The organism is Streptomyces sp. NPDC088810 (genome assembly GCF_044750305.1).
Lineage (GTDB): Bacteria > Actinomycetota > Actinomycetes > Streptomycetales > Streptomycetaceae > Streptomyces.
Window position 1 is genome coordinate 339,864 of the sequence record NZ_JBIVJQ010000003.1, and the last position, 19,958, is coordinate 359,821.

Sequence of the window (19,958 nt, forward strand, 5' to 3'; positions counted from 1 at the left end):
CCGGCACGCCGGCCTGCTGCGGGAGAGCCTCGGCCGGTTCACCTGCCGGACATGCGCGAGCACATGGCCGCGCGTCCACGTGGCCGGTCCGGAGGGGGCCCGCAGCCCGGCCTAGGACAGGCCGGCCGCGCTCCGGACGAACCGTTCGCCGGACCGTACGACGTCCTCGACGTACTCCCGGGCGAGGGCGCCGGACCCGGGGGACAGCTCCTCCGCGGGCACCCACAGCTCCAGGATCGTCTCGCCACCGGCCTGCCGGGCGGGGTAGCGGGCGAGGAACGCGGTGTCGACCTCGAAGCGGGTGACGTAGCCGGCGCCGTCGTGCTTGACGTTCCAGTCCCGGGCGATGCGGATCGCGTAGTTCTCGTTCAGCACCGGATAGAAGGTCGGCTGTTCCGGCAGCCGGGGCGGCCAGGCCCGGCATGGCTGTCGCCTTCCTGGCGGTCGGTCGGGTCGCACGGTGCCGGTGGCACCGGGCTGCCCGGACCCTATCCTCCGGCCCATCACCCGGGCCACGAGCTTTCGCACTCCCCGACCCGAGCAAAACGCGGTCTCCCGCGTGACTCCTGGCCGTGCGCGCAGTTGATCAGCGCATGAAGAAACGCAGCATGCTCGCCCTCGCCACCCTCGCCACCGGATTCGTCGTGGCCGCCGTCACCCCGCCCCAAGCGGCGGACGAGCGACCCCGCGGTGACCTCAACGTCTCGGACACGCTCGACTCGGCCGGCCGCCTCGTCGCCCAGGACAGCCTGGACGTCGACCACGGCGCCCTCCGACACGAGTAACCCCCCACGGCGTACGGCGTGCGTGCCGGTGCCCCCGCCGCAGGGGGCGCCGGCACCCCGGTGTGCGCGCGGACAGGCGCCCTCAACGGCGGGGGGTTTCCGTGGCAGGGTGGAGCGGGCAAGCCTCAGGGGGCCAACACAAGAGGGGGAGTCCGTGACCGTCGTCTGGATCAACGGCGCGTTCGGTGCGGGGAAGACCACCACCGCACGTGAACTGATCGAACTGATCCCGAACAGCGCGCTCTTCGACCCCGAGGTCATCGGCGGGGCGCTCACGCACCTGCTGCCGCCCAAGCGCCTCGCCGAGGTCGGCGACTTCCAGGACCTGCAGATCTGGCGCCGGCTGGTGGTCGACACCGCCGCCGCGATGCTCGCCGAGCTGGGCGGCACCCTGGTGGTGCCCATGACCCTGCTCCGCCAGGAGTACCGCGACGAGATCTTCGGCGGCCTCGCCGCCCGCCGGATCACCGTGCACCATCTGCTGCTCGCCCCGGCCGAAACGATCCTGCGCGAGCGGATAGCCGGGCGGGAGATCCCGCCCGGCCTGCCCGACGGCGAGATACGCATACGGCAGTGGTCGTACGACCACATCGAGCCCTACCGCGCCGCTCTCGCCTCCTGGCTCACCGCCGACGCCCACCCGGTCGACACCAGCGCGCTCACCGCGTACGAGACCGCCGTCCGCATCGCCGACGCCGTCGGCAGCGGTGCCGTACCCGCCTGCGACATCGTGCAGACCCCGGAGCCGACCGCCGAGACGCTCGCCGCCGGGGTGCTGCTCTTCGACGAGCGGGACCGCGTGCTGCTGGTCGACCCCACCTACAAGCCCGGCTGGGAGTTCCCCGGCGGCGTGGTCGAGCGGGGCGAGGCGCCGGCCCGCGCCGGGATGCGCGAGGTCGCCGAGGAGACCGGGATACGGCTGCGGGAGGTGCCCCGGCTGCTCGTCGTGGACTGGGAACGGCCCGCCCCGCCCGGCTTCGGCGGGCTGCGGCTGCTGTTCGACGGCGGCCGGCTGGAGTCCGGCGAGGCGTCCCGGGTGCTGCTGCCCGGCCCCGAGCTGCGCGGCTGGCGGTTCGCCACGGAACAGGAGGCCGCCGCGATGCTGCCGCCGGTCCGCTACGAACGCCTGCGCTGGGCCCTGCGCGCCCGCGAGCGGGGCACCGCCCTCTACCTGGAGGCCGGCGTGCCGGTCGGCTGACCCGGCGCCTCGACGATCGAGCGGAGCGCGGCGGCGGCGCCGCTCATGACCGGATCGCCGTGGCCGAAGCAGGCCACCTCCGCGCCGAGACCGGCCAACCGCCGTACCGAAGCGAGGAGTTGCTGCCGGTCCAGGTTGAACACCCCCGGCATCGGGATGCCGTCGGCCGACGCCACCGTGTCCCCGGTGAACAGCACGCCCTCGGCGGGCAGGAACAGCGCGATGCTGCCGTCCGTGTGCCCCGGGACGTGGACCACGTGCGCGCCGCCGCCGAAACCGAGTACGTCCCCGTCCGTCACCTCGGTGACCGAGGACGGCGGCAGAGGCGGTCCCTCGGGCAGCTGCCGGACCGCCTCGGCGTGGATCGGCAGCTCCCACTCCTCGAACCGCGGCGGCGGACCCGGCCGTTCACCGCGGACGAACGGTGCGTCCAGGGGGTGGGCCAGCACCTCGGCCCCGCTCAGCGCGGCGAACTCGCCCGCGGCGCCCACGTGGTCCTCGTGGAAGTGGGTCAGCACGACACGTCGTACGTCCTCCGGGGCGCGCCCCAGCGCGGTGATGGCGTCGGCGACGGCCCGGCCGTAGCCGATCGTGCCCGCGTCGATCAGGGTCAGCTCGGCGTCGTCGTGCCAGAGGTAGGCCTGGCCGACCGGGAAGCGCAACAGGTGCAGGCGGGGCAGCAGTTCGATGACATCCATGCACCGACCGTAGGCAGGGCCCCCGCCCGGGGACGAGGGCCCTCTGCCGTCGGCAGAACGGTTCAGCCCGCCGCGTAGTTGCGCAGGAACAGCGCCTCGGCGACCGACAGCCGCTCCAGCTCCTCGGGGGACACGCTCTCGTCGACCGCGTGGATCTGCGCCTCCGGCTCGCTCAGGCCGATCAGCAGGATCTCCGCGCGCGGGTAGAGACCGGCGAGCGTGTTGCACAGCGGGATGGAACCGCCCTGGCCGGCGTGACTCATGGTCTCGCCCGGGTAGGCCACCGCCATCGCGTCGGCCATCGCCTGGTAGGCGGGGCTCGAAGGGTCGGCGCGGAACGGCTGGCCCTGGCCGATCTGCTCGGTGGTGACCCGGGCGCCCCACGGGGTGTGCGCCTCGATGTGCGCCTGCAGCAGCTTGGTGGCCTCCGCCGCGTCCACGCCCGGCGGCACCCGCAGGCTGATCAGGGCGCGGGCGCTCGCCTGCACCGACGGGGTGGCGCCGACGACCGGCGGGCAGTCGATGCCGAGGACGGTGACCGCCGGGCGGGCCCAGAGGCGGTCGGCGACCGAACCGTCACCGATCAGCTCGACGCCGTCCAGCACCTTGGCGTCCGCGCGGAACTGCTCCTCGGTGTACTCCAGGCCGTCCCACCGGGCCGTGGCGTCCAGGCCGTCGACCGTGGTCGAGCCGTCCTCGGCGCGCAGCGAGTCCAGGACCCGGACCAGCGCGGCCAGCGCGTCCGGGGCGGCACCGCCGAACTGGCCGGAGTGCAGGTTGCCGGCCAGGGTGTCGATCCGCACCCGGACCAGGGTCATCCCGCGCAGCGTGGTGGTCACCGTCGGCAGGCCGACCCGGAAGTTGCCCGCGTCGCCGATCACGATCGTGTCCGCCTCCAGCAGCTCGGGGTGCTGCTCGGCGTACCGCTCCAGGCCGCCCGTGCCCTGCTCCTCCGAGCCCTCCACGATCACCTTGACGTGCACCGGGACGCCGCCGTTGGCCTTGAGGGCGCGCAGCGCGAGCAGGTGCATGATGAAGCCGCCCTTGCAGTCGGCGGTCCCGCGGCCGTACCAGCGGCCGTCGAGCTCGGTCAGCTCGAAGGGCGGGGTGGTCCAGCCGGCCTCGTCCAGCGGGGGCTGCACGTCGTAGTGCGCGTAGAGGAGAACCGTTTTCGCGCCCGCCGGGCCCGGCAGGTAGCCGTACACCGACTGCGTGCCGTCCGGGGTGTCCAGCAGGGCCACGTCCGTGAAGCCCTCGGCGCGCAGCGCGTCGGCGATCCAGCCCGCGGCGGCGTCGCTCTCGCTCTTCGGGAACTGCGTGAAGTCCGCCACCGACTTGAAGGCGACCAGTTCGGTCAGCTCCGCCTTGGCCCGGGGCAGCAGCGAGGCGACGGTCTCGGCGAGCGGATTCGTCGGCATGGGCACGCTCCTCGTGGGTGCGACGTTGTACGGGGTGAGTACACCGATCCTCGCACAGCGGCCTGCACGGACGGCCGCCGTAGGATGCGAGGGACACTTGGCAGCGGCTTGATCGGAGCGGTAGACCATCGTGAGCGGCGAGAATTCTTCGGCGGACGACGTGCAGCGGGTGTGGGACGTCGTCGTGGTCGGCGCGGGCCCCGCGGGCGCCTCGGCCGCCTACGCGGCGGCGGTCGCGGGACGGCGCGTGCTCCTGCTGGAGAAATCCGAGTTGCCCCGCTACAAGACGTGCGGCGGCGGCATCATCGGCCCCTCGCGCGACGCGCTGCCGCCCGGCTTCGAGCTGCCCTTCCGGGACCGGGTGCACGCGGTCACCTTCTCCCACAACGGCCGCTTCACCCGCACCCGCCGCTCCAAGCAGATGCTGTTCGGACTGATCAACCGCGCCGAGTTCGACCAGCAGCTGGTCGAGCACGCCCAGAAGGCGGGCGCCGAGCTGCGCACGGGGGTCACGGTCCAGCGGGTCGAGCAGCACGGCTCGGCGGTGCCGGACCGCCGTACGGTCGCCGTGGTCCTGCAGGGCGGGGAGACCGTGCTGGCCCGCGCGGTCGTCGGTGCCGACGGCAGCGCCAGCCGGATAGGGGCGCACGTCGGTGTGAAGCTCGACCAGGTGGACCTCGGCCTGGAGGCGGAGATCCCGGTCCCGGAGACGGTCGCCGAGGACTGGAAGGGGCGGGTCCTGATCGACTGGGGCCCGATGCCGGGCAGTTACGGCTGGGTGTTCCCGAAGGGCGACACGCTCACGGTCGGCGTGATCTCCGCGCGCGGTGAAGGCGCCGCAACGAAGCGGTACTTGGAGGACTTCATCGCCCGGCTGGGCCTCGCCGGCTTCGAGCCGTCCCTCTCCTCCGGGCACCTGACCCGCTGCCGCGCCGACGACTCCCCGCTGTCCCGGGGCCGGGTGCTGGTCTGCGGGGACGCGGCCGGGCTGCTGGAGCCGTGGACCCGCGAGGGCATCTCCTTCGCGCTGCGCTCGGGCCGGCTGGCGGGGGAGTGGGCGGTCCGCATCGCCGAGGCGCACGACGCCGTGGACACCCGGCGCCAGGCCCTGAACTACGCCTTCGCGGTCAAGGCCGGACTCGGCGTCGAGATGGCCGTCGGCAAGCGGCTGCTGGGCGTGTTCGAGAAGCGCCCCGGACTCTTCCACGCGGCCCTCACCGGCTTCCGCCCTGCCTGGCGGGCGTTCCGGGAGATCACGCAGGGCTCGACCTCGCTGGGCGAGCTCGTCCGCGCCCACCCGATCGCCCAGCGCGCGCTGACCGCGCTGGACCGGGGGCCGGCCGGGCAGGCCGCTCCGGCGGAGGAACCCGTCAGTCCGTGACGGTGATACGGAAGACCGGGTGGTCCCCGGCGCAGGCGATGATCTCCTCGTCGGAGGACTTGGCGGTCACCCCGGCGAAGTACTGGTTGACCTCCCAGCCCCACTTCTCCAGGTAGGTCCGCAGGATCGGGAGCTTCTCCGCGTCGGGAAGCTCCACCGCGGTGAAGGCGCGCACCGTGCGGCCCACGCGCAGTTCCCCGCCGCCGGCGGCCCGCATGTTGCGCACCCACTGCGAGTGGCCGCGCGCCGAGACCAGGTACCGGCCGCCGTCGTAGCGGTGCGGATTGACCGGGATGCGCTGCATCTTGCCGCTCTTGCGGCCGGGCACGGACATCTCGGCGGTGCCCGCCAGGCTGAGCCCGTGCCGGGCGAGCCAGCCGATCACGCTGTTCAGGCGGACGTTGAGCGGGCTGCCCTTGAGGTAGTACGGCGAAGACGACGACATGGTGACCCCCACGGTGTGAGAGAGCGGTGCTCTCGCTTGGCTTCAGTGTGGGGCAGACAAGTGCTTCCAAGCAAGAGCGGTGCTCTCTTTTTGTTGCACCGCTCTTGTTTGTGTGCACCGCTCTCCCACGTGGCACACTGCTGGTATGAGCACCGCACAGGGCGCCCGCGCGCGGGCCAGGCAGGAAGTCACCGCGGCCATCAAGGACGCGGCACGCAGACAACTGGCCGCGGAGGGCGCGGCGAAGCTCTCCCTGCGGGCCGTCGCCCGCGAGCTGGGCATGGTGTCGTCGGCCCTGTACCGCTACTTCCCCAGCCGGGACGATCTGCTGACCGCCCTGATCATCGACGCCTACGACTCCCTCGGAGAGGCGGCCGAACAGGCCCGGGACGCCGCTGCCGACGTCCCGCCGCCGGCCCGCTGGACGGCCGTGTGCGAGGCGGTGCGCGGCTGGGCGCTCACCCACCCGCACGAGTACGCGCTGATCTACGGCTCACCCGTGCCCGGCTACTCCGCCCCCCAGACCACCGTCCGGGCCGCCTCCCGTGTCGGTCTGGCCCTCATCGGCATCCTCCGGGACGCCCACCGCAGCCCCGGGGGCCTGGCCGCCCCGCCGCTCCCCGCCGCCCTGCGGCCCGAGGCCGAGCGGATGGCCGCCGACCTCGCCCCCGATCTGCCGGCCGAGGTGGCCGCACACATGGTGGCGGCCTGGGCCCAGCTGTTCGGACTGATCGGCTTCGAGCTGTTCGGGCAGTTCAACCGGGTCGTGGAGGACCGCGAGACGTTCTTCCGGCACGCGGTCGGCCGGCTCGGCGAGGGGGTGGGCCTCACCCGCGCGTGAACCGCGTACTCCCCGGGGAGTACGCCTGATCACCCCGCCCGGCCGACGCCGCCCCGGCCCGTCGGCGTCTAGCGTGGCCCGCATGGAAGAGCAGCACGGCGGCGGCCCCTGGCGCGGGTGGCGGTACGGGCCCCCGTGGCGCCACCGCCCGGACGACCCCGAGGCGCACCGCGCCCGCCTGCCCTGGCGCTCCACCGCGCTGCTCACCGCGTTCGTGCTGATCGGTACCACCTTTGCCGAGCACGGCCAGCCGGACCGGGTGCCCCTCGACGTTTACGCGCGTGTGCTGCTGCTCGCCGCGTCCGTCCCGCTGCTGTGGCGGCACCGCCACCCGGTGGCCGTGGCGTACGGCACGGCGGCGGCGGCCCTGGCCTACCTCGTCCTCGGCTACCCCTACGGGCCGGTCTTCCTGGCCGTCGCGGTCGGCTGCTTCGGCGCGGTCGTCGCCGGGCACCGGCGGGCCGCCTGGACCGCCGTCGGACTGCTGTGGGCCGGACACCTCCTGGTCGCGCTCTGGCTGTACCACTGGCTCCCGCCCGCCGGGGACCGCGCCGCGGGCCCGGGCCAGGAGATCGTGATCGCGACCTGGGTGGTGGCCGTCGCCGCCCTCTCCGAGCTGGTCCGGGTGCGGCGCGAGCAGTGGGCGCGGGAGCGCGCGGACCGGGCCGAGGCGGCGCGCCGGCGCGCGGACGAGGAGCGGCTGCGCATGGCCCGCGAGCTGCACGACGTCCTCGCGCACAGCATCTCCGTCATCAACGTCCAGGCGAGCATGGGCCTCGCGCTGCTCGACACCGACCCCGAGCAGGCGCGGTCCGCGCTCACCACCATCAAGGCCGCCAGCAAGGAGGCGCTCGGCGAGGTGCGCCAGGTCCTCGGCACCCTGCGCGCGCCGGGCGCCGCACCGCGCGCCCCCGCACCGGGCCTGGACCGGCTGCCGGAGCTGGTCGAACAGGCCGCGGCGGCCGGCCTGACCGTCGAGACCGAGGGCGAGCCGCCCCGGCTGCCGCCCGGCGCCGACCTCGCGGCCTTCCGCATCGTGCAGGAGGCCCTCACCAACGTCGTACGGCACTCCGGTTCGCGGCACGCGCGCGTGCGCTTCGGGTACGGCGACGGCGTGCTGCGGCTGCGGATCGACGACGACGGACCGGCGACCGGCGCGGACGCCGGGGGCAGCGGGCACGGGCTGGCCGGCATGCGGGAGCGGGCCGCCGCGCTGGGTGGCACCATCGAGGCGGGCCCGCGCCCCGACGGCGGCTTCCGGGTACTCGCCGTGCTGCCGTCGCACCTCAGGGAGGACCAGTGATCCGGGTACTGCTCGCCGACGACCAGTCGCTGGTGCGGGCCGGTTTCAGGGCGCTGCTCGACGCGCAGCCGGACATCGAGGTGGCCGGCGAGGCCGCCGACGGCGAGGAGGCGCTGCGCCGGGTGCGCGAACTGCGGCCGGACGTCGTCCTCATGGACATCCGCATGCCACAGCTGGACGGCCTGGCCGCGACCCGGCGCATCACCGCGGACGCGGGTCTTGCGGAGGTGAGGGTGGTCATGCTCACCACCTTCGAACTGGACGAGTACGTCTTCGAGGCGATCCGCGCGGGCGCCTCCGGCTTCCTGGTGAAGGACACCGAGCCGGACGAACTCCTGCGCGCCGTACGGGCGGTGGTCGCAGGCGACGCGCTGCTCTCGCCGGGTGTGACCCGCCGGCTGATCGCCGAGTTCGCGGCCCGCTCCAAGCAGCCGGCGACGGCGGACGCGCTCGCCCGGCTCACCGAGCGGGAGCGGGAGGTGATGGCCCTGGTCGGCATCGGCCTGTCCAACGAGGAGATCGCCCGCCGGCTGGTGGTCAGCCCGCTCACCGCCAAGACCCACGTGAGCCGGACCATGGTGAAGCTGGGCGCCCGGGACCGTGCCCAACTCGTCGTCCTCGCCTACGAGTCGGGGTTGGTGCGGCCGGGCTGGCTGGGCTGAGCCGACTGCCGGAAACGCACCAGCACGCTGACCACGCGGGCCACGAACACGAGCGGCGCGACCGTCATGCCGAGCCGCAGCAGAACCGTGGACACCGGGCCGGGCAGGTCGAAGAGGAACGTGGGCCCGGCCACGGCCCCGAACAGCACCGCCGCCGCGAACGCGGCGCTGACCAGCGCGTACCCGATCTCGACCGTCGCCGCGTCCTGCTCCGCCCTGGTACGGCGGCCCCCGTATGCGTACATTCCGTCAGTTTCACAGACGTGCGCCCGGCGGAGCAAGCAACTCCGGCCGGGCGCACGCGGGGAGGCGGTCCCCCTAGTCGCGGACCGGTACGCGCTCCGTCTCCGCCTCCTTCACGGTGGACTGGGCGACCACGACGGACCGGCCGGCACCGGACCGGCGCAGTCCGGAGAGCGACAGCAGCAGGCCCACGACGGCGATGACCGCGGTCACGACCAGGCCGGGGCGGTAGCTGTCCAGGACGGCCTGCGGGGTGGCCTTCGCGGGAGCGTGCGCGGTCACCACCGCCGTCACGACGGCCAGGAAGATCGCGCCGCCCACCTGCACCGAGGTGTTGAGCAGACCGGAGACCATGCCCTGCTCGTGCTCCTCCACGCCGTTGGTGGCCTGGACGTTGAGGGACGGGAAGGTCAGGGCGAAGCCCGAGCCGACCAGCAGCATGGTCGGCAGGATCACGGCCGCGTAGACCGGGTGCAGGTCGATGCGCAGGAACAGCACGTATCCGGCCGTCAGCAGGACGAACCCGAGCACGATCAGCCGCGTGGTCCCGAACCGGTCGATGATGTCCCCGACCTTGGTCGCGGAGAGCGCCACCAGCGCGCCCGCCGGCAGGAACGCCAGCGCCGTGTGCAGGGCCGACCAGCCCAGCACCTGCTGCATGTAGAGCGTGACCAGGAACTGGAACCCCGTGTAGCTGCCCACGAACGTCAACGCACCCAGCTGGGCACGGACCTGCGGACCGGAGCGCAGCACCCCGAGCCGGACCAGCGGGCTCGGGCTGCGCCGCTCGACGAGCACGAAGGCGACCAGCATGACGCCTACGGCGACGAAGGACAGCAGCGTCCGGGCCGAGGCCCAGCCCGCCTCGGGCGCCTGGACGACGGTGAACACCAGCAGCAGCATCGAGGCGGTGCCGAGGACGGCGCCCGGGACGTCGTAGCCGCCGTGGTCGCGTTCGCGCTCGCTGCGCGGCAGCAGCTTCATGCCCACGAGCAGGGCCAGCAGGGCGACCGGGGCGGGCAGCAGCATGGTGAACCGCCAGCTGGCCTCGGTGAGCAGGCCGGAGAGGACCAGGCCCATGGAGTAACCGGCGGCGGCGCAGGTGGTGTAGATCGACAGGGCGCGGTTGCGCAGCGGGCCCTCCGGGAACGTCGTGGTGATGATCGACAGGCCCGCCGGTGCCGTGAAGGCCGCGCTCAGGCCCTTGATGAAGCGGCTGGCGATCAGCAGCGGGCCGGAGTCCACGAGCCCGCCGAGCAGCGAGGCCAGCGCGAAGACGCCGAGCGCGACCAGGAACACCTGGCGCCGGCCGAGCAGGTCGGCGGTCCGGCCGCCGAGGAGGAGCAGGCCGCCGTAGCCAAGGATGTAGCCGCTGACGACCCATTGCAGGGTCGACGTGGACAGACCGAGGTCGGCACCGATGGACGGCAGTGCCACGCCGACCATCGACACGTCCAGCGCGTCCAGGAACATCGCGGCGCAGAGCACCAGCAGGGTGCCCCACAGCCGGGGAGTCCAGCGGCCTGCCGGGGACGGGGCCGCGGAGGTGGTGAGCGGAGAGGTCATGGCGGTGAGAATACATGCGCGTGCATGAGATGCAAACGCATTTAATTACGGTGCAATGAACTCGGTTCTCTGCTACGGTGCGGGCATGGCGGCGAAGAAGGCCGAGCAGGCGCTCGTGGAGGAGTGGCGGGGCATCCTGGCCCTGCACGCCCGCACCCAGTGCGAGCTGGACCGGGCACTGCACGGGCACGGTCTGTGCGCGAGCGACTTCGAGGTCCTCGACCTGCTGGCCGAGGGCATGGCGGCGGACGGCGGCTCCGCCTACCGGGTCCAGGACATCTCCGACCGGGTCCACCTCAGCCAGAGCGCGCTGTCCCGGCTCATCGGCCGTCTGGAGAAGGACGGCCTGGTCGAGCGGGCCATGTGTCCGGAGGACCGGCGCGGGGTGCGGGTGGTGCTCACGGAGAAGGGGCGCGCGCTGCACGGCGAGGTACGGCCGGTGCAGCGCGCGGTGCTGGCCCGGATGCTGTCCGAGGCCGGCTGACCGGGCGTCAGATCCCGGAGCGCTCCCGCCACAGCGCAGCGAGCGACGCGTCGCCGGTCACCTGCGGCACCGCTGTACGGTTCCACAGCGCCAGGTACAACTGATCGGCGGGACCCGAGAGTTCGGCCTCGGCCGGTCCCTCCGCCGCCCGCACGGTCACCGGCGGCTCGGCTGTCAGCCGTACGGTCCACACCGCGTCCGCCCCCGCGCCCACCGCGCGCACCCGCAGCACACGCGGCTCCTCGCTGCGCAGCCGGCTCCGGGAGCGGGCGTGGAAGCCGCGCAGCAGCTCGTCGATGCCGTCCACCGCGAAGTCCGGGGCGATCGGGGACGGCGTACCGCCGCGCGCCGCCTCGGCGTCGTAGCGGTGCACGGTCGTCTCGTGCGCCTGCCGGCGGGTCCAGAAGGCCAGCGGCGAGGGGTTGGGCGCGGGATGGAAGGTCCAGCACCGCACGTCGGCGGGCGCGGCGGCCAGGGTGTCCACCAGCAGCCGGTGGCTGTCCCGGTACCAGTCCACCAGCTCGGCGCCGTCCAGCTCCGGCGGGTCACCTATGGGCCGGGGAGCGGTGTGTCCGTCGGCGACCAGGGCGGCGGCCCACCGGTGCACCGATCCGGTGTGCCGCACCAGGTCCCGCACCTGCCACTCCGGGCACGTCGGCACCTTGGCGTCGGTGCCCGCCACGGCGGCGGCCGCCGCCAGCAATCGGCCCTCGCGGTCCAGGATCTCAAGGAACTCGGCAGTCTCCATGGGGCGAGTGTGCCGGATGGAGTGCACTCCAGCGGGGGGAATTACGGGAGACGCTCAGTCCGCGAGGGCGCCCATGGGGTCCCAGGCGGGGAGGACGATCGGAGGCTGGTCGAGGGCGGCGGCCAGCTCCGGCGGCAGCGCCGAGCGCCGGACCGCGATCTCGAAGACGTGCTCGCCGAACCACGAGTCGTTCATGGTCCAGAAGCCCTTGTCGGCCTTCTCCTCGCCCCAGCTGTTCTCCACCCGCCAACGGCGCGGGTTCCCGTCCACCACGTCGACACCGGTGAAGAGCATCGCGTGGGTCATCTGGGTGTCGTGGTGCAGCAGCCGGTCGGCCTTGTCCAGGGTGAAGGGGGCGTCGTAGACGGCCGCGTAGTCGAAGAGGGCGGCGTCCCAGACGCCGGCGTCCGCGCGCATCATCTTGGCCACGTCGCAGCCGAACCACACCGGTTCGCCGCCGACGATCGTCTCCATGGCCAGCCGCTTCAGCAGCTCGATCGGCGCGTTGAGGTAGACCACCGGCGGGGCGTCCACGACATTGCCCAGGTACTCGACCGTGAACGTACGGCCGACCGGGCTGGACTCGCGCGGGTCGTGCACCAGGCAGACGTACTCCTCCAGGGGGAGCTGCACGTACGCGGCGGCGAACTCCGCCGGGGTGAGCCAGCCGTCGCGGTGGAACTCCTTGTTCTTGTCCTCCCACTGCCACAGGAACCGCTGCGGAGGCGTGCCGAGGTGGATGCCGAGCACCCGGTGGACGGCGGCCAGCACCTCGCGCTTGTGCGCCCGCTGGGCCTGGGCTCCCTCGCCGGCCAGGCCGCGCAGGTCGCGGGCGCCCTGGCGCAGCAGCGTCTGCAGGGCCCGGTTCATCGCCCGGGTCGAGGAGGAGCTCTCGGTCTCCGGCATGGCCGACTTGGGCACCAGGCCGTGCTTGGCGACCAGGGCCACGAACATGTTCCACTGCCCGCCGTCACCGATCGGATCGGCCAGCAGGTGCGCCACCGTGCGGTCGTCCACCTCCCGGCCGGAGGTATCGATGATCGCCTCCAGGAAGTGGTTCGCCCGCTCGAACTTGTCCCACCACAGCAGGTAGTTCTGGGAGAACTCGAAGTCCTTCACGCCCAGCTTCCGCGCGGCGCCGACCCGGAGCAGGTTGAGCCCGGCGAACATCCAGCACCGGCCGCTCTGCTTCTGGTTGGTGGCTTTCCAGTCGTCCAGGTGGTGGGAGACCGAGTGGTCGATGCCGGTGAGCACCCGCCGGTCCAGGGCGACGTCGTCCACGGGCGTCTGGGTGACCGCGTTCTGCATCAGCCGGTTCACCGGGCGGGCGGCGAACTCCTTCTCGAACAGCTCCAGCTGATCCGGCGTCAGACTGCGGTCCATGGCCTGGCGGGAGTCATCGTTTCCGAAGGTCACAGCGGTCTGCCTCCAGTTCCCCGGGATGCTCGAGACGAGCGCAACCTCACCGTCGCACGGCCGTTCGGCCGGAGTCAACGGAGTAACGAGGGTGAGCGGTAGCGATCGAACAGGCGCTGCGGACAGCCGCGTGGGAACGTCAGCGGCCCAGCGCCCGGCGCGTGGAGATTCCGATGACGGCGGCGACGGCGGCCAGCGCGGCCACGCTGGTGAGGGCGGTGGGCAGGGAGAACCAGTCGGCCATGAAACCGATGGCGGGCGGCCCGAGCAGCATGCCGCCGTACCCCAGGGTGGAGGCGACGGCGACGCCGGACGGGCCGGCCAGCGCGCCGGCGCGCTCCACGGCGACCGGGAAGAGGTTGGCCAGTCCCAGCCCGGTGACCGCGAATCCGGTCAGCGCGGCCCAGGCGGAGGGTGCCAGCGCGCCGAGCAGCATGCCGGCAGCGGCGACGGTGCCGCCGGCGATCACGGTACGGGCCCGGCCGAGGCGGGCCAGCAGTGCCGTGCCCGTCAGCCGGCCGACGGTCATGGCGAGCGCGAAGCACGCGTATCCGGCGGCCGCGGTGCCAGGAGTGGCCGCGAGGTCCTGCTGGAGGTGGAGCGCACCCCAGTCGGCCATCGCGCCTTCGCCGTAGGCCGTGCACAGCGCGACGAGCCCCAGGACGACGACCACCCCGCGCCTGCCCGGCCCGCCGTCCGGCGTCGCCGCCGACCCGGGTGTCCGCTCCGGCGGCACCGGTGGTTCGTGGCGCAGCAGGGTGCGCCCGGCGACGGCCGTGACGAGCAGCCCGATCACGGTGAGCGCCAGCAGATGACGGGTCGGGGAGAGGGCGCCGGCGACCAGCCCGCCTACGCCCGCGCCGACCATGCCGCCCAGGCTGAACGCGGCGTGGAAGCTGGGCATGATCGGCCTGCGCAGGGCGGCGACCAGGTCGACGGCGGCGCTGTTGAAGGCCACGTTGACCCCGCCGTAGGCCGCGCCGAACAGCAGCAGTACGGCACCCAGGACCGGCGCCGAGTGCGTCAGCGGAGGCAGTGCCACGCTGCATGCGAGCACCACCATGCAGACCACGGTCACCGGATGGCTGCCGTAGCGACGGCACAGCCGGCCGGTCAGCGTCATGGTGAGCACGGCCCCCGCGGAGACGCCGAGCAGAGCGAGGCCGAGGGCACCGGCCGAGGCGTGCGTCTGGTGCTTGATGTCGGGGATCCGGACGACCCACCCCGCGAAGAGGAAACCGTCCAGCGCGAAGAAGGCGGTGATCGCCGCCCGCAACGCACCGAGCCCCGGACCCGGCACGACACTGTGCGAACGGGTTTTGTTTATTTGCGGCACAAAGTCAGGGTAGGGGGTGGGCGGGGAGATGGGCAAGGAGTGCCGCCGACTGCTGGGCCGGGTGACGAGCGGTCCGAGTCGCCGGCCGGGCTGATGCTGGACTGTCCGCGGCGGTACGCGGCGCACGGCGCCCCCGACGAGGGGCTCTCGCTGCTCGGTGCCCTACCGGCCGACCGCCGGCCCCCCGACTCCGGATGCCGTGCCCGGTCGCGCTCCGCCGGCTGTGTGCCGCCGACGCCGACGCGTTGGCGGAGTTCGTGGCGCGTCCCGGGACGCTAGCGGCCCTGCGCGCCGTACCGCGGAGGTGGCGCGACCGCAGGAACAAGCCCTGAAGGATCCGGAGTGGACCTGTTCGAGAGGGCGATTCGTGTGCGGATTGTTGAACGTGTGGTGGATACAGGTTGGTTAATGCTCGCTCACGAGCTGGTTGCGGGCGGGTGAGCGCGTCATGATGGGCCCATGACGTTGGCCTCGCGCGCGTTCGCGCAACTGGCGACCTGGCCGGACCTGAGACGGGCCGTCCCGAGCTGCGGCCTGGGGCGGGCGGTGACTTCGGTCCAGGGTGAGGTCGTCCACTTCCACTCCGAGCGGGATGTGGACCTGCGGCTCACCGACCGGGCCATCCGGCGGTTCGCCAAGGACCTCAGGGACTCGGGTGCGATCCGGATCGTGCCCGGCTCGCAGTGGGTGACCCTGCGCCTGGACGCGGCCAGCGACGTCGACCTGCTGCTGACGCTGGTGAGCGTGGCGCTCCAGGCCCAGCAGAGCTGGCCCGACCCGGCCGACCGTGCGGCGACGGGCTGCAACGACCAGCGGGGTGCGGGGTTCGTGAAGGCCGATTTGCGCCGTTTCTGAGCCGGCCGGCGCGGGTCACACCGTCAACACGTGGACGCCTGCCTCCTCGAACCGCCGTACCGTCTCCGGGTCCACCGCCGTGTCCGTCACCAGCGTGTCCACCAGCTCCGCCCCGCAGATCCGGGCGAACGCCCGCCGGCCCAGCTTGCTGGAGTCGGCGGCCACCACCACCCGCTCGGCGCGCTCGCACAGCAGCCGGTTGATCGCGGCCTCCGCCTCGTCGTGCGCCGCCGCCCCGTGTGTGACGTCGAAACCGACGACACCGAGCACGGCCACGTCGAGCGTGATCTGGCTCAACACCCCGTCGGCGAGCGGCCCGATGAGCTCGTACGACTGCGCACGCGCCACCCCGCCCGTCACCACGATCTTGAACTGGGGGCGCACGGCGAGCTCGTTGGCGATGTTCAGCGCGTTGGTGACGACGGTCAGGGCCGGTGAGCCGGTGCCGAGGTCCCCGCGCACGGCCAGGGCGCGGGCCACCTCCGTGGTGGTCGTGCCGCCGGTCAGCCCCACCGCCTCGCCCGGGGCGACGAGTTCGGCGACCGCCTTGGCGATGCGCTGCTTCTCCGAGGCGCGCCGGGCCGTCTTGTAGCGCAGCGGGAGTTCGTACGACACCCCGTGCACCACCGCCCCACCCCGGGTGCGGACCAGCATCTGCTGTTCGGCGAGCTGATCGAAGTCGCGGCGGATCGTGGCCGCCGACACCTCCAGCTCGGCCGCCGCCTCCTCGACCTCCAGGCGGCCGCGCTCGACGAGCAGTTCCAGCAGCGCCTTCCAACGGGCGTCCCGGGACATCGCGTGGCCCTCCGTTCCCCGATCTCTCTGCGGTGACCCTAGCGCACCCGTCCCTGCGCGCGAATGCTTGATTGTGCTCGAAAGATCGCTATATCTTGCAGGAACAATCAGCTAGGGGAGGGTGTGGGCCATGACCCATGTCGAGAACGAGCTGAACAGCCAGCCCGAGTGCTGGACACGGGCGGCCGAGCAGGCGGGGCGGCACCGGGGCGCGCTGCCGGAACCGGGGGAGCGGGTCGCCGTCGTCGGGTGCGGGACCTCGTACTTCATGGCCCAGGCGGTGGCCGCCCTGCGCGAGGGCGCCGGACAGGGCGAGACCGACGCGTTCGCCGCCTCCGAGTTCCCGTACGGGCGGTCGTACGACCGGGTCCTCGCCCTCACCCGCTCCGGCACCACCACCGAAGTGCTGGAGCTGCTGGACCGGTTGAGCGGCCGGACCCGTACCACCGCCGTCACCGCCGACCCCCACACCCCGGTCGGGCCGGCCGCCGACGACCTCGTCGTCCTGGACTTCGCCGACGAACGCTCCGTCGTCCAGACCCGGTTCGCGACCACCGCGCTCACCCTGCTGCGCGCCCACCTCGGCCTGCACACGGACACCGTCGTCGCCGACGCGCGCACCGCCCTCGCCACCCCACTGCCCGAAGGCCTCGTGGCCTGCACGCAGTTCACCTTCCTCGGGCGCGGCTGGACCGTCGGTCTCGCCCAGGAGGCCGGACTGAAGATGCGCGAGGCCTCCCTGTCCTGGACCGAGGCCTACCCGGCGATGGAGTACCGGCACGGCCCGATCAGCGTCACCACCGCGGGCACGGCCACCTGGATGCTCGGCACCGCGCCCGACGGGCTGGCCGAACAGGTCCGCGCCACCGGCGGGCGCTGGCTCCAGGGCGCACTCGACCCGCTCGCCGAACTGGTCCGGATACAGCGGCTCGCGGTCGCCGTCGCCGCCGCCCGGGGCCTCGACCCCGACCGGCCGCGGCACCTCACCCGCTCGGTGATCCTCGCCCCCTGAACCCGCCGGCCCCGTCCCGGAAGGACACCTCACGTGCCCCTCGCGTCCACCGGCGAGCTGATCACCCGGGCCGCCGCCGCCCGCTCCGCCGTCGCCGCGTTCAACGTCATCACCCTGGAACACATCGAGGCCGTCATCGCCGGCGCCGAAACCGCCGGTTCCCCCGTGGTCCTCCAAGTCAGCGAGAACGCCGTCAAGTTCCGCTACGGACGGCTGCTGCCGCTGGCCCGCGCCGCCGTCGCCGCCGCCGAACGGGCCGCCGTACCCGTCGCGTTGCACCTGGACCACGTGCAGAGCGACGACCTGCTGCGCCAGGCGTCCGACGCCGGGTTCAGCTCCGTGATGTTCGACGCGGCCCGCCTGCCGTACGCCGGCAACCTCGCCGCGACCCGCGCCGCCGCCGACTGGGCGCACGCCCGAGGCCTGTGGATCGAGGCAGAGCTGGGGGAGATCGGCGGCAAGGACGGCCGACCCCCGCTGGACGCGCACGCGCCCGGCGCCCGCACCGACCCGGCCCGGGCGCGGGACTTCGTGGCCGGTACCGGCGTCGACGCCCTGGCCGTCGCCGTCGGCAGCGTGCACGCCATGACCACCCGCACCGCCGTGCTCGACCTCGGCCTGCTCAAGCGGCTGTCCGCCGCGCTGTCCGTGCCGCTCGTCCTGCACGGCTCCTCCGGGGTGCCGGACGGCGGACTCGTCGCGGCCGTCGGCGGCGGCATCACCAAGGTCAACATCGGCACGGCGCTCAATGCGGCCATGACCGGTGCGATCAGGGAATTCCTCGCCGCGCGTCCCGAGGCCGTCGACTCGCGCCAGTACCTCAGCGTGGGGCGGGAGGCGATGGCTTCGGAGGTACGGCGGATCATCGGAGTGCTGTCCCGGACGGGGCGCTGATCACCCTCTCTTGACCGCCTTCAGCACCACGAACTTCGGGTCCGAGGCCACCAGTTCGCTGTTCCCGAACAACCGCCGCAACTTCACGTGGTAACCGAGGTGGCGGTTGCCGATCACCCACAGCTCGCCGCCCGGCCGCAGCGCGCGCTTCGCCCCGGTGAACATCCGCCACGCCGTGGCGTCCGTGGTCGCCTGGTGGGAGTGGAACGGCGGATTGTTCAGGACCAGGTCCACACTGCCGGGCGCCACCCCGGCCAGCCCGTCCCCGACCCGGAACTCGGCGTGCCCCGGCACCCCGTTCGCCTTGTACGTCGCCTCGGCCGAGGCCACCGCCTGGAACGACTCGTCCACGAACAGCACCTCGGCCGCCGGATCGGCCAGCGCCACCGCCGTACCGACCACACCGTTGCCACAGCCGAGGTCCACCACGCGCCCGGCGCCGGGGCCGGGCAGGTGCCGGAGGAAGAAACGGGTGCCGATGTCCAGTCGCTCCGCGCAGAACACGCCCGCGTGGTTCACCACCGTGCGCCCCGACACCGCGCCGACGCCGTCCGGCAGGGCGTAGCTGTACGGCCACGGGTTCGCGGGCCGCTCCAGCGCCGGGTCGGGGGTGCAGAAGATCAGCCGGGCCTTCTGCCGGGCCAGCGAGGTCCGGGTCGGCCCGAGGATCCGCTCGAACAGCTGGAGCGTCGAGGTGTGGATCTCCTTCACCATGCCGGTGCCGACCACGACCGTGTCCGCGTGCACGGCGGGCGCCAGCCGCAGCAACTGGTCCTCCAGCAGCGCCAGGCTCTTCGGGACCCGCACCAGCAGCACGTCCACCCGCTCCGGCGGCGGGTCCTGCGTGGTGAGCAGCCGCACCGCACCCGGCTCCACGCCGGCCCGCGCCAGGTTCGCCCGGGTCGCCTCCTGGCCGAGGAAGGAGTCGGTGATCTGCACCGGCCGGTGCTCCGCCAGCGCGGTGGCCAGCGCGCCCCAGCGGTCCCCGACCACCACGACCGTGCCCGTGAGCGGCACCTTCTCCTCGTCCAGGTGCCGCAGCAGGTACGCGTCGGAGGCGTCCCAGGCGCGCAGCGGGTCGCGGGGGTCCTCGGGGAAGCGGGTCAGCTCGACCTCGCCCCACGGTGTCGTCATACGGTCGCTCATCGTGCGTCCAGGCTAGCGGAGCCGCAGATCAGAGGCCGTGGGGCAGGATGGGGGCATGGAGGACGAGCTGTTCGGCCGGGAGCGCACGGAGGTCGCGCCGGGCGCCGTGCACGTCCCGGACTGGCTGGACGGCGAGCGGCAGCGCGCCCTGCTCACCGCCTGCCGGGACTGGGCGCGGCCGCCCGCCGGGCTGCGCACCGTCCGCACCCCGGGCGGCGGCACCATGACCGCCCGGCAGGTCTGCCTGGGCTGGCACTGGTACCCGTACGCCTACGCCCGCACCGTCGTCGACGGTGACGGCAGCCCGGTGAAGCCCTTCCCGGACCGGCTCGGGGAGCTGGGCCGCCGTGCGGTGTCCGACGCGCTCGGCCCGGACGCCGTACCGGCCGCGCCGTACGACATCGCGCTGATCAACTTCTACGACGGCGACGCCCGGATGGGCATGCACCGCGACGGCGACGAGAAGACGGACGCGCCGGTGGTCTCGCTCAGCCTCGGCGACACCTGCGTGTTCCGCTTCGGCAACACCGCGACACGCGGGCAGCCGTACACCGACGTGGAGCTGCGCAGCGGCGACCTGTTCGTCTTCGGCGGCCCGTCCCGGTTCGCCTACCACGGCGTGCCCCGCGTCCGCCCGGGCACGGGCCCGGCCCGGCTGGGCCTCGCCGGCCGGCTGAACATCACCCTGCGGGTCAGCGGCCTGTAGTCGGCGGCGCGGCCACACCGGGTGCG

22 protein-coding genes are annotated in these 19,958 nt (G+C 73.3%); 11 read left to right on the forward strand and 11 right to left on the reverse strand.

The window, feature by feature from the left end; genetic code table 11:
* Positions 1-111 precede the first annotated feature (111 nt).
* Entirely contained in the window at positions 112-504 is a 393-nt protein-coding gene (locus ACIP4Y_RS12375; RefSeq protein ID WP_401392502.1) for a hypothetical protein, read from the reverse strand.
* Positions 505-593: 89 nt separating this feature from the next.
* Between ACIP4Y_RS12375 and ACIP4Y_RS12380 the strand changes: the two genes are divergently transcribed.
* Entirely contained in the window at positions 594-785 is a 192-nt protein-coding gene (locus ACIP4Y_RS12380; RefSeq protein WP_401391422.1) for a hypothetical protein, read from the forward strand.
* A 154-nt stretch (positions 786-939) separates the two neighbouring features.
* On the forward strand, positions 940-1,983 hold the full coding sequence (locus tag ACIP4Y_RS12385) for an NUDIX domain-containing protein (RefSeq protein WP_401391425.1): 1,044 nt from the start codon (positions 940-942) through the stop codon (positions 1,981-1,983).
* Here the strand turns inward: ACIP4Y_RS12385 and ACIP4Y_RS12390 are convergent.
* Together ACIP4Y_RS12390 and ACIP4Y_RS12395 are read right to left on the reverse strand one after the other, a co-directional pair.
* Complete coding sequence (locus ACIP4Y_RS12390; RefSeq protein ID WP_401391428.1) at positions 1,953-2,681, reverse strand: MBL fold metallo-hydrolase; 729 nt, start codon at positions 2,679-2,681, stop codon at positions 1,953-1,955. The genes ACIP4Y_RS12385 and ACIP4Y_RS12390 overlap by 31 nt on opposite strands.
* 62 nt (positions 2,682-2,743) lie before the next feature.
* A complete protein-coding gene (locus tag ACIP4Y_RS12395) occupies positions 2,744-4,099 on the reverse strand; it encodes a dipeptidase (protein WP_401391431.1) in 1,356 nt (451 codons plus the stop codon).
* Between the two features lie 130 nt (positions 4,100-4,229).
* Between ACIP4Y_RS12395 and ACIP4Y_RS12400 the strand changes: the two genes are divergently transcribed.
* Positions 4,230-5,480, forward strand: a complete 1,251-nt coding sequence (locus ACIP4Y_RS12400) for a geranylgeranyl reductase family protein (RefSeq protein WP_401391434.1) — start codon at positions 4,230-4,232, stop codon at positions 5,478-5,480.
* Here the strand turns inward: ACIP4Y_RS12400 and ACIP4Y_RS12405 are convergent.
* Positions 5,470-5,925 carry a nitroreductase family deazaflavin-dependent oxidoreductase gene (locus tag ACIP4Y_RS12405; RefSeq protein ID WP_401391437.1) on the reverse strand — a complete coding sequence of 152 codons (456 nt, stop codon included), beginning with the start codon at positions 5,923-5,925 and terminating at the stop codon, positions 5,470-5,472. The two genes, ACIP4Y_RS12400 and ACIP4Y_RS12405, sit on opposite strands and share 11 nt — an antisense overlap.
* A 145-nt stretch (positions 5,926-6,070) precedes the next feature.
* Between ACIP4Y_RS12405 and ACIP4Y_RS12410 the strand changes: the two genes are divergently transcribed.
* The 3 genes from ACIP4Y_RS12410 (at position 6,071) to ACIP4Y_RS12420 (ending at position 8,731) form a co-directional block, all read left to right on the forward strand.
* Positions 6,071-6,766, forward strand: a complete 696-nt coding sequence (locus tag ACIP4Y_RS12410; protein WP_401391440.1) for a TetR/AcrR family transcriptional regulator — start codon at positions 6,071-6,073, stop codon at positions 6,764-6,766.
* A gap of 82 nt (positions 6,767-6,848) precedes the next feature.
* Positions 6,849-8,069 (forward strand): sensor histidine kinase, encoded by a 1,221-nt coding sequence (locus tag ACIP4Y_RS12415; protein WP_401391443.1) that lies wholly within the window; start codon positions 6,849-6,851, stop codon positions 8,067-8,069.
* Entirely contained in the window at positions 8,066-8,731 is a 666-nt protein-coding gene (locus tag ACIP4Y_RS12420; protein ID WP_401391446.1) for a response regulator, read from the forward strand. Before ACIP4Y_RS12415 ends, ACIP4Y_RS12420 begins: the two co-directional genes overlap by 4 nt.
* Here the strand turns inward: ACIP4Y_RS12420 and ACIP4Y_RS12425 are convergent.
* Positions 8,692-8,976: a DUF6332 family protein gene (locus ACIP4Y_RS12425; RefSeq protein WP_401391449.1), complete on the reverse strand. Its 285-nt coding sequence runs from the start codon at positions 8,974-8,976 to the stop codon at positions 8,692-8,694. The genes ACIP4Y_RS12420 and ACIP4Y_RS12425 overlap by 40 nt on opposite strands.
* Positions 8,977-9,049: 73 nt before the next feature.
* Entirely contained in the window at positions 9,050-10,540 is a 1,491-nt protein-coding gene (locus tag ACIP4Y_RS12430) for an MFS transporter (protein ID WP_358645839.1), read from the reverse strand.
* Positions 10,541-10,625: 85 nt separating this feature from the next.
* Here ACIP4Y_RS12430 and ACIP4Y_RS12435 point away from each other — a divergent pair, with 85 nt between their 5' ends.
* Positions 10,626-11,024 carry a MarR family winged helix-turn-helix transcriptional regulator gene (locus ACIP4Y_RS12435; RefSeq protein WP_401391452.1) on the forward strand — a complete coding sequence of 133 codons (399 nt, stop codon included), beginning with the start codon at positions 10,626-10,628 and terminating at the stop codon, positions 11,022-11,024.
* Positions 11,025-11,031: 7 nt separating this feature from the next.
* On the opposite strand, the gene ACIP4Y_RS12440 is transcribed toward ACIP4Y_RS12435, so the two are convergent.
* The 3 genes from ACIP4Y_RS12440 to ACIP4Y_RS12450 all read right to left on the reverse strand — a co-directional run bounded on the left by ACIP4Y_RS12440 (position 11,032) and on the right by ACIP4Y_RS12450 (position 14,524).
* Positions 11,032-11,772, reverse strand: coding sequence for a maleylpyruvate isomerase family mycothiol-dependent enzyme (locus tag ACIP4Y_RS12440; protein ID WP_401391455.1), 741 nt, complete (start codon positions 11,770-11,772; stop codon positions 11,032-11,034).
* Positions 11,773-11,826: 54 nt separating this feature from the next.
* On the reverse strand, positions 11,827-13,188 hold the full coding sequence (locus ACIP4Y_RS12445; protein ID WP_401391458.1) for an aminopeptidase C: 1,362 nt from the start codon (positions 13,186-13,188) through the stop codon (positions 11,827-11,829).
* A gap of 139 nt (positions 13,189-13,327) precedes the next feature.
* Complete coding sequence (locus tag ACIP4Y_RS12450) at positions 13,328-14,524, reverse strand: MFS transporter (protein ID WP_401391461.1); 1,197 nt, start codon at positions 14,522-14,524, stop codon at positions 13,328-13,330.
* 459 nt (positions 14,525-14,983) lie between these two features.
* On the opposite strand from ACIP4Y_RS12450, the gene ACIP4Y_RS12455 reads away from it, so the two are divergent.
* Positions 14,984-15,379 (forward strand): luciferase family protein, encoded by a 396-nt coding sequence (locus tag ACIP4Y_RS12455; protein ID WP_401391464.1) that lies wholly within the window; start codon positions 14,984-14,986, stop codon positions 15,377-15,379.
* A gap of 15 nt (positions 15,380-15,394) precedes the next feature.
* Here ACIP4Y_RS12455 and ACIP4Y_RS12460 read toward each other — a convergent pair whose 3' ends face one another.
* A complete protein-coding gene (locus ACIP4Y_RS12460) occupies positions 15,395-16,174 on the reverse strand; it encodes a DeoR/GlpR family DNA-binding transcription regulator (RefSeq protein ID WP_358645827.1) in 780 nt (259 codons plus the stop codon).
* Between the two features lie 130 nt (positions 16,175-16,304).
* Here ACIP4Y_RS12460 and ACIP4Y_RS12465 point away from each other — a divergent pair, with 130 nt between their 5' ends.
* Both ACIP4Y_RS12465 and ACIP4Y_RS12470 read left to right on the forward strand, forming a co-directional pair.
* Complete coding sequence (locus ACIP4Y_RS12465) at positions 16,305-17,186, forward strand: SIS domain-containing protein (protein ID WP_401391468.1); 882 nt, start codon at positions 16,305-16,307, stop codon at positions 17,184-17,186.
* Positions 17,187-17,219: 33 nt separating this feature from the next.
* Positions 17,220-18,080, forward strand: a complete 861-nt coding sequence (locus ACIP4Y_RS12470; RefSeq protein WP_401391471.1) for a ketose-bisphosphate aldolase — start codon at positions 17,220-17,222, stop codon at positions 18,078-18,080.
* Here ACIP4Y_RS12470 and ACIP4Y_RS12475 read toward each other — a convergent pair whose 3' ends face one another.
* Complete coding sequence (locus ACIP4Y_RS12475; RefSeq protein ID WP_401391474.1) at positions 18,081-19,214, reverse strand: methyltransferase; 1,134 nt, start codon at positions 19,212-19,214, stop codon at positions 18,081-18,083.
* A 67-nt stretch (positions 19,215-19,281) separates the two neighbouring features.
* On the opposite strand from ACIP4Y_RS12475, the gene ACIP4Y_RS12480 reads away from it, so the two are divergent.
* Positions 19,282-19,932, forward strand: a complete 651-nt coding sequence (locus ACIP4Y_RS12480; RefSeq protein ID WP_401391476.1) for an alpha-ketoglutarate-dependent dioxygenase AlkB family protein — start codon at positions 19,282-19,284, stop codon at positions 19,930-19,932.
* Positions 19,933-19,958 lie beyond the last annotated feature (26 nt).

Coding starts and splice junctions, on each gene's coding strand:
- ACIP4Y_RS12375 (WP_401392502.1), bottom strand. CDS start 504: ATGGGCCGGAGGATAGGGTCCGGGCAGCCCGGTGCCACCGGCACCGTG.
- ACIP4Y_RS12380 (WP_401391422.1), top strand. CDS start 594: ATGAAGAAACGCAGCATGCTCGCCCTCGCCACCCTCGCCACCGGATTC.
- ACIP4Y_RS12390 (WP_401391428.1), bottom strand. CDS start 2,681: ATGGATGTCATCGAACTGCTGCCCCGCCTGCACCTGTTGCGCTTCCCG.
- ACIP4Y_RS12395 (WP_401391431.1), bottom strand. CDS start 4,099: ATGCCGACGAATCCGCTCGCCGAGACCGTCGCCTCGCTGCTGCCCCGG.
- ACIP4Y_RS12405 (WP_401391437.1), bottom strand. CDS start 5,925: ATGTCGTCGTCTTCGCCGTACTACCTCAAGGGCAGCCCGCTCAACGTC.
- ACIP4Y_RS12410 (WP_401391440.1), top strand. CDS start 6,071: ATGAGCACCGCACAGGGCGCCCGCGCGCGGGCCAGGCAGGAAGTCACC.
- ACIP4Y_RS12415 (WP_401391443.1), top strand. CDS start 6,849: ATGGAAGAGCAGCACGGCGGCGGCCCCTGGCGCGGGTGGCGGTACGGG.
- ACIP4Y_RS12425 (WP_401391449.1), bottom strand. CDS start 8,976: ATGTACGCATACGGGGGCCGCCGTACCAGGGCGGAGCAGGACGCGGCG.
- ACIP4Y_RS12430 (WP_358645839.1), bottom strand. CDS start 10,540: ATGACCTCTCCGCTCACCACCTCCGCGGCCCCGTCCCCGGCAGGCCGC.
- ACIP4Y_RS12435 (WP_401391452.1), top strand. CDS start 10,626: ATGGCGGCGAAGAAGGCCGAGCAGGCGCTCGTGGAGGAGTGGCGGGGC.
- ACIP4Y_RS12440 (WP_401391455.1), bottom strand. CDS start 11,772: ATGGAGACTGCCGAGTTCCTTGAGATCCTGGACCGCGAGGGCCGATTG.
- ACIP4Y_RS12455 (WP_401391464.1), top strand. CDS start 14,984: ATGACGTTGGCCTCGCGCGCGTTCGCGCAACTGGCGACCTGGCCGGAC.
- ACIP4Y_RS12460 (WP_358645827.1), bottom strand. CDS start 16,174: ATGTCCCGGGACGCCCGTTGGAAGGCGCTGCTGGAACTGCTCGTCGAG.
- ACIP4Y_RS12465 (WP_401391468.1), top strand. CDS start 16,305: ATGACCCATGTCGAGAACGAGCTGAACAGCCAGCCCGAGTGCTGGACA.
- ACIP4Y_RS12475 (WP_401391474.1), bottom strand. CDS start 19,214: ATGACGACACCGTGGGGCGAGGTCGAGCTGACCCGCTTCCCCGAGGAC.
- ACIP4Y_RS12480 (WP_401391476.1), top strand. CDS start 19,282: ATGGAGGACGAGCTGTTCGGCCGGGAGCGCACGGAGGTCGCGCCGGGC.